Annotated in this window: 6 protein-coding genes; 2 read left to right on the plus strand and 4 right to left on the minus strand. The window is 72.9% G+C overall.

The features are described 5' to 3' along the window. Positions 1-5: 5 nt before the first annotated feature. Positions 6-380, minus strand: coding sequence for a hypothetical protein (locus ACFWJW_RS31750; RefSeq protein WP_387247631.1), 375 nt, complete (start codon positions 378-380; stop codon positions 6-8). A 163-nt stretch (positions 381-543) separates the two neighbouring features. Between ACFWJW_RS31750 and ACFWJW_RS31755 the strand changes: the two genes are divergently transcribed. Then, a complete protein-coding gene (locus ACFWJW_RS31755) occupies positions 544-1,383 on the plus strand; it encodes a Scr1 family TA system antitoxin-like transcriptional regulator (protein WP_387247632.1) in 840 nt (279 codons plus the stop codon). Further along, on the plus strand, positions 1,367-1,582 hold the full coding sequence (locus tag ACFWJW_RS31760) for a DUF397 domain-containing protein (protein WP_387247633.1): 216 nt from the start codon (positions 1,367-1,369) through the stop codon (positions 1,580-1,582). Before ACFWJW_RS31755 ends, ACFWJW_RS31760 begins: the two co-directional genes overlap by 17 nt. A gap of 70 nt (positions 1,583-1,652) precedes the next feature. Here the strand turns inward: ACFWJW_RS31760 and ACFWJW_RS31765 are convergent, their stop codons facing one another. The 3 genes from ACFWJW_RS31765 to ACFWJW_RS31775 all read right to left on the minus strand — a co-directional run bounded on the left by ACFWJW_RS31765 (position 1,653) and on the right by ACFWJW_RS31775 (position 6,174). Next, complete coding sequence (locus ACFWJW_RS31765) at positions 1,653-2,240, minus strand: GNAT family N-acetyltransferase (RefSeq protein WP_387247634.1); 588 nt, start codon at positions 2,238-2,240, stop codon at positions 1,653-1,655. A gap of 8 nt (positions 2,241-2,248) precedes the next feature. Beyond that, on the minus strand, positions 2,249-2,824 hold the full coding sequence (locus ACFWJW_RS31770) for a YrhB domain-containing protein (RefSeq protein WP_387247635.1): 576 nt from the start codon (positions 2,822-2,824) through the stop codon (positions 2,249-2,251). 131 nt (positions 2,825-2,955) lie between these two features. Further along, a complete protein-coding gene (locus tag ACFWJW_RS31775; RefSeq protein ID WP_387247637.1) occupies positions 2,956-6,174 on the minus strand; it encodes a sacsin N-terminal ATP-binding-like domain-containing protein in 3,219 nt (1,072 codons plus the stop codon). Positions 6,175-6,425: the final 251 nt, after the last annotated feature.

The following is a 6,425-nucleotide window of genomic DNA, read 5'->3' on the forward strand; positions in this document are numbered from 1 at the left end:
CGGCCCTACACCTCATCCCCGCCCTCGTCGTCCGGCGACCGGCCCACGGCACGCAGCCGCTCCCCCCTGCTCTCCGCGACCCGCCGCACATCCCGCAGGCAGTCGGTCAGCCCCCGGGCCAGAAAGCGCAGTTCCCGGTCGCTCGCCCCCTGACAGGCGAGCAGCCCGTCCGCGTGACCGATGAGCTCGTCGGCCATCCCGAGTTGAAGGCGCTCGATGTCTTCGGCGACGCGGGAGACGTGGCCCGTGCCGTCCCCCAGGAGATAACAGGGATTGCCGTCGGCGCTGGACCATGGCAGGAGGCGTGCGGCGTCGGGGTGTTCGACCGCACCGTCGCCTTCGGACGAAGGCTCGAATTGCTTCGCGATATCGTGATTCATGTCGTCGACCTCATCGGGGCTGATGACCACACCCCCGGGCCGTTGCAGCGGTCGCGGGGGCTTTCCGTCGTTACTCAGCATTGCCGACGAAATACGCTGGGTGCACGCTAGAGGCGTCACCAAAGTCCGTCAGTGGACAGCGAGTTGAAGGTGTGTTCGAGCAATGGAGCTGAACAACGAGGACGACGACAGGGCCACCCCGCGCTCGGTGCTGGGACGGCGCTTACGTCGCCTGCGGGAGGCCGCTGACCTTTCGCAGCGCGCCCTCGCCGACAAGGTCGGTTATCCGCATACGTACCTCAGCCGGGTGGAGCGGGGGGAGCAGCTGCCGTCGGAGGCGCTCGCCGAGCACCTGGACACGTATTTCGCCACGGATGGACTCCTTGTCGAGTTACTCGCCATGGCACAGGATGCCTCGATTCCCGATTACGGCCGGGCCGTCGTCGACAGCGAGCGCAAGGCGACTCGCATTCAGGTATTCGGCAGCAGCCTGATCCCAGGACTTCTCCAGACCGAGGACTACGCGCACGCATTGTTTCGCGAGTCACTTCCCGGCGAATCCGAGGAGCGGAGAAATGGGCGGGTCGCCACACGTATGCGCCGTAAGCGCGTCCTCGACAAGGAGCAAGCGCCGTACTACTGGGCAATCATGGATGAAGCGGCGTTAAAGCGTCCGATTGGGGGCACAGCATGCATGAGCGGCCAACTCCGCCATGTACTCAAGGTAGTTGAGTCCTCCCAGATTGCCGTTCAGGTACTGCCCTTCGCGCAGGGAGAGCACCCCATGCTGGGTGGCAGTCTGAGCCTGCTGACCTTCCGCAACGGGGCCACGATCGGATACGTCGAGAGCTTCTTTTCCGGGGAGTCGGTGGAAGCACCGGCAAAGGTTCTTGAACTCACGCACATGTTTGACGTCGCCCGCTCCAAAGCGCTTCCCGAGCGGGGAACCCTCGACCTGATTCGCGGGTACCTGAGAAAGTACGGGAATGAAGACGATTCCTGACGCGTCCACGCTGACCCACTGGCGCAAATCCAGCTACAGCAACGGCCAGGGGGCCGAGTGCATCGAGGTCGCCGACGGCGTCCCCGGCGCCGTCCCGGTACGTGACTCCAAGAACCCACACGGTCCGGCCTGCATCTTCCCCGAGGCCGGCTGGTCTTTCTTCGTCAACGCCGTCAAAAGCGGCGAGTTCGGCAACTGATCCACCGCACCACGCATCACGCAGGACCGGCCCCCGTCAACCCACCCCGATGGGGGCCGCCCCACGCCACTCACACATCGCCCTGCACACGGGCATGGAGATGCATGTCATGCCAGCCGTCCTGTTGCAGATGGGCGCTGCGGCGGGTGCCCTCCAGGGTGAAGCCGGACTTGGTGGCCACCCGGCAGGAGGGCTCGTTGGCGGTTGAGTGGGCGAGTTCGAGGCGGTGGAAGCCTGCCTCGTCCAGGGCCCAGGCGGACAGCGTGGTGAGGGCGCGCGGGGCGATGCCGGTGCCGCGGGCGGGTGGCAGGACCCAGTACGCGCACTCGGCTTCACCATGGTCCAGGTCCATCCGGCGCAGGCCCGCCCGGCCGAGGATCTCGCCGTCGGACACCCGGGTGATGGCCCACTGGGCGTCCCGCTCCTGCTGCCAGGAACGGTGGGCGGCCGCGATCCACTCCTCCGCTTCGGCCGGGGACGTGACGTGGTGCATGTGCCAGCGCCGGATCGCCGGGTCCTCGTAGGCGGCTTGCAGGGCGGGGGCGTCGGCCGTCTCCCAAGGCCGCAACAGCAACTCGCCGCCGGGTGAGGGGAGAGAAGGCTGCGGGGTGGCCGAGAGGGTACCGGCGGGGAGGGCGGGAGTGATCGCGAGGGGCATGGGCGGCATCATCTCCCTGTCGTGGAGCGGTGCCCGGCTCCGCGGATGGTCCGCACGGACATCACCGGATTGAGCGGCGGCACCAGCTCTTTGGTGGCGACTTCTACGAGGTGTGCCGGAGCATCGCCGTCCTGCAAGGCGGTCACGTATGCGAGGGCCTGGGCGGGCGTCAGCGCCGGCAGCTTCTGGCGCAGGGTGCGCATGGCGGGCATCCGTCCGCGGGCGGCCGCCACGGCCCGTACTTCGTCGTGCAGATCGTCCACCGCGGTCCGTACGGCCTGGCCTCGGATGCGGACCCGGTAGTCCACCTCCCAGGCCCCGGTGACCGCGGAGACGACGCCGATCCTGTGCAGTCCCCCGTCGACGCGGTCAACCAGATACGGCCCGTTTCCGGCGAGCATGAGGCGCGGATTCCGGGTCCGCAGATACTCCTCGGACGTCCACGAGACGATCCACGCCAGCTCGTGCTCCCGTACGTGTGCCACCGCCATCCGCATCGGGTCCAGCCCCGCCGACAGCTCCCGCTGGTAGTCGCGTTCCAGCTCTTCTTCGACCAACCGAACGGCGGCGTCTCGCTCCATCACGCGTGCAGCATGGCTCACGGACCCGGACGGCGACCAACAGTTTTCCGGCCTGCCCAGGGCCTTGCCTGAACGGCCCCCGTTCCGGACGGAACGGGGGCCGAAGCGACAGCGGGACCGACTGCGCCTCCCCGTCAGTCGAACCACCGCGCCCGCGCCAGCTCCTCCCCCCGGTCCGGGTCTTCCAGGAGGGCGGCGACCTCGAAGCGGCGGGGCCATTGGCCCGTTGACCAGGCGAGGCCGGCGGCTACGCCTTCCAGGGTGGCGGCGTGGAGGGTGCCGTCGGGGGTGTGGCGCCAGTCGAGTTCGGCGGTGTCTTCGGGGCCGTCGCCGACAAGGAGTTCCTCGTGTTCCAGGTAGGTGTCGGGGGTGGCGGGGCCGAGCAGGGCGCGGACGGCCTCGGGGACCTCGTGGCGGACGCCCTCGGAGCGGACCTCGGCGCTGACCACCTCGCTCAGGCGGCGTACCTGGAGGAGTTCGGCCAGCGCGGCGGCGCGGGCCGGGCGTACGGGGAGCAGGGCGCGGCCGGCTGCCAGCGGTACCAGGTCCGGGGCGTCGGCGACCACGGCGTCGGCCGCGTCGACCACCTGGACTTCCTCGTCGCGCACGGTCCGCAGTTCGTCCGGGAGGGTCACCTGGTCGGGGTCCAGGTCCGCCAGCAGGCCGTAGAGCGCGTGCAGTTGTGCGGGGCCGACGGTCAGGTCCGGGTCGGCGAGCCGGGCCAGCAGCTCGGCCGCGCCGCCGGGCTCGTCGAGGAGCGCGGTGACCGAGGTCCGGACGCCGAGGGCCCGCAGCACCTGGGCATCGACGTCGCCCGCGTCCGCGGACTCGTACAGGCCGGACAGCAGCGGGTCGCCGCCGGCCGAGCGCAGACCGGCGGGCCGGCGGCCGTCCAGCACCGGGTGTCCGCGCAGCCACCAGGCGGTGTACGGGCGGACGGACTCGGTGGTGCCGTCGGGGAGCAGGACCCGTACGGGTGCGGTCAGCGCGTCGCGCAGCGGGGGCTGGGACAGCATCGCCAGCACCTGGGGCCAGGCGTCGTCGTCGACCAGGTCGAGGTCGCGGACCGCGACGAGTTCGGTCACCACCGGCGGGACCGGGGTCTCCGGCAGCGCGTCGAGGATGTCCTCGCACCAGACGTCCACCGCGTCCAGCAGCCCGACGTCGTCCGGCTCGGCGAAGTCGCCCTCGCGGGGCTCCATCTCGTCCGGGTCGAGCACCACATCGGTGGCCCGGACCAGCGCGAAGGCGGCCATGACGCCCACGGCCGTGAGCGGCTGCTCGCCCCACCGCTCGGCCAACTCCGCGTCACAGGCCGCGATTTCGCCCTCCCGGATGACGCGCTCGAAGGCGCTGCCCGGGTACACCAGCTCGCCCGCCGGCGCCAGCTCACCGTCCTCGTCGGGCAGCGCGAGCGCCCCGAGCCAGGGCTCGTCGCCCGGTGTGAGGTTGGCGTCCCGGACCAGGCCGAGCACCGTCTCCGCCAGCTCCTCGGCGCCCAGCGGGGCCCCCGGTCCGCCGCCCAGCTCGTCGGCGAAGACGTCGTACGCGTCCTCGTCGGCCTCCAGGGAGTTCGCCACCGCCGCCCGCACCTGGGGCGTGGTGAGCACGGCGCGCGGCGCGGCCGGGGTGGCGCCCAGCTTCTCCAGCAGCGGGTGCACCGCGTCGGGGTGGGCGACCTTCAGACCGAGCCGGGCGAGCGTACGGTGCCGGGCCGCGGCGTCCTCGTCGCGGCCGCCGCCGGGCAGCGGCAGCAGCACCTGACGCGGCCCGATCGTGGTCCGTACGCCGCCCTGCGCGCCGCCGGGCCCCTGGCCGGCCGTGCCCGCGAGCGGGACCGGCAGCCCGCTGAGCCGGTCCGGGTCGGTACCGGCCAGCGCGTCGTAGAGCCGCCACCACCAGCCGGGCGACCGTTCGACGCCGGCCAGCCGGTCGATCATCTCGCCGAGCGGCACCCGGGCCACGCCCAACGCCCGCAGCTCCGGCCGGCGTTCGAGCCCGGCCGGCAGCAGGCTGGGGAACAGCTCCGCCAATACGCCCACGGCCGCCGCGCCCGCGCCCTCCACCAACTCGGCGTCCACCGGGCGCAGGACGTACCGGTCCACGCCGGCATCGCCCTCGTCCCACTCGTCCGCCGGCGCCGCCTCGGGCTCGGCCGTCCGCCCGCCGGCCGGTGCGCCCGCGCTCGGCAGAAAGCGCACCCGCGGCAGCAGCTCCAGCACCTGGCGGCGCAGCTCACCGTCCAGACCGCCCTTGCCCAGCGGGCCCGGCACCAGATCGAGGGTGCCGACCGAGACCGGCTGCCAGTCGCCCAGCAGCGCCGCGTACGTCGCGGCCACCCGTCCCACCAGGAAGTCCGTCAGCGCGCCCGGCGCGACATGGCGCCGGGTCGGCTCCAGCGGGAACGAGGCGATCAGCAGCGCGGGCAGCCCCAGCGGCTCGTCCGTCGGCGTCGGGGCGTGCACCACCGCCGCGGTCCCCGGCCGCACCGGCGCGCCCTCGCCGTCCACGGGCACCGCCCAGGTCACCGACCAGGCCGGCCGCAGCCGCTCCTCGACCGGCCGGTCCGCCAGCAGCGCCGGATCCAGCGGCCCGCCGTCGCTCGCCACCCGCCACCGGGTGGCGCCCCGCTCGCTGTCCTCGATCAGCACGTACGGGCCGTCCTGGCTGCGCCGCAGCTCCCGTACGCCCTCCGGGGTCTCGACCACGACCTCGGCCAGCCCCGGCAGCGTCAGCAGCAGCGCCGCATCGATCCCGGTCAGCAGCCGCTCGGCGAGATCCTGCGCCGCGACGTCGCGCAGCGGCAGCACGACGGCGGTGTCATACCCCTCGGGCGCCCCGCCCTCCGCGGGCAGCGGCAGCCGCAGCAGCGGCACATGCCCGTCGCGCCGGCGCAACTCACCCCCCAGGCCGGGGCTGTGCGCCGCCACCTCCTCCGCCAGCGCCCGCGCCTCGGCCAGCGACCAGCGGACGCCGCCGGTACGGCCCACCAGCGCCGGCTCGTCACTCACCGACAGCACCGCGGCGAAGCCGACGCCGAACCGGCCCACCGCCCCGGCCGCCACGCTGGGCTCCCGCTTCGCGGAGGCCCGCAGCGTCGACAGCGACTCGACGCCGGTGGCGTCCAGCGGGGCGCCGGTGTTGGACGCGACGAGCACGGCGGGGGCGTCGCCGTCGGCCGCGTGCAGGGTCAGCCGGAGCCGGCCGGGGACGCCGGCGCGGGCCGCCGCGTCCGCCGCGTTCTGCGCCAGCTCCACGGCCAGCCGGTCGCGGTAGCCGCCGAGCGCGAGGTCCTCCTCGGCGTTGGCATCCTCCCGGAACCGGGCCGGCGAGGCGGCCCAGGCATCCAGCACGCCACGCCGCAGCCGAGCCGTCCCGAACGGGTCTCCGGCTGCGCCTCGCACCCACGACGTAGCTGTCACTGTCCGTCTCCCTTAAGCGTGTGTCGGTGGGCCGACGGTATCGCCCCACGTTGTCGGGTGCGGCGCCGTGTCCCCGCCTGTGGTTTCTTTTCCCCGCCTGTCGGCGGGGGTGGGGTGTTTGGGGTGGGGCCCGGTTTCTGGTGGGTGGCGGTGGCGGGGGCTCCGGGGTGGGTGTTCGGACT

Origin of the sequence: Streptomyces sp. NPDC127097 (assembly GCF_042724075.1) — a bacterium.
In the GTDB taxonomy this organism is placed as follows: Bacteria; Actinomycetota; Actinomycetes; order Streptomycetales; family Streptomycetaceae; genus Streptomyces.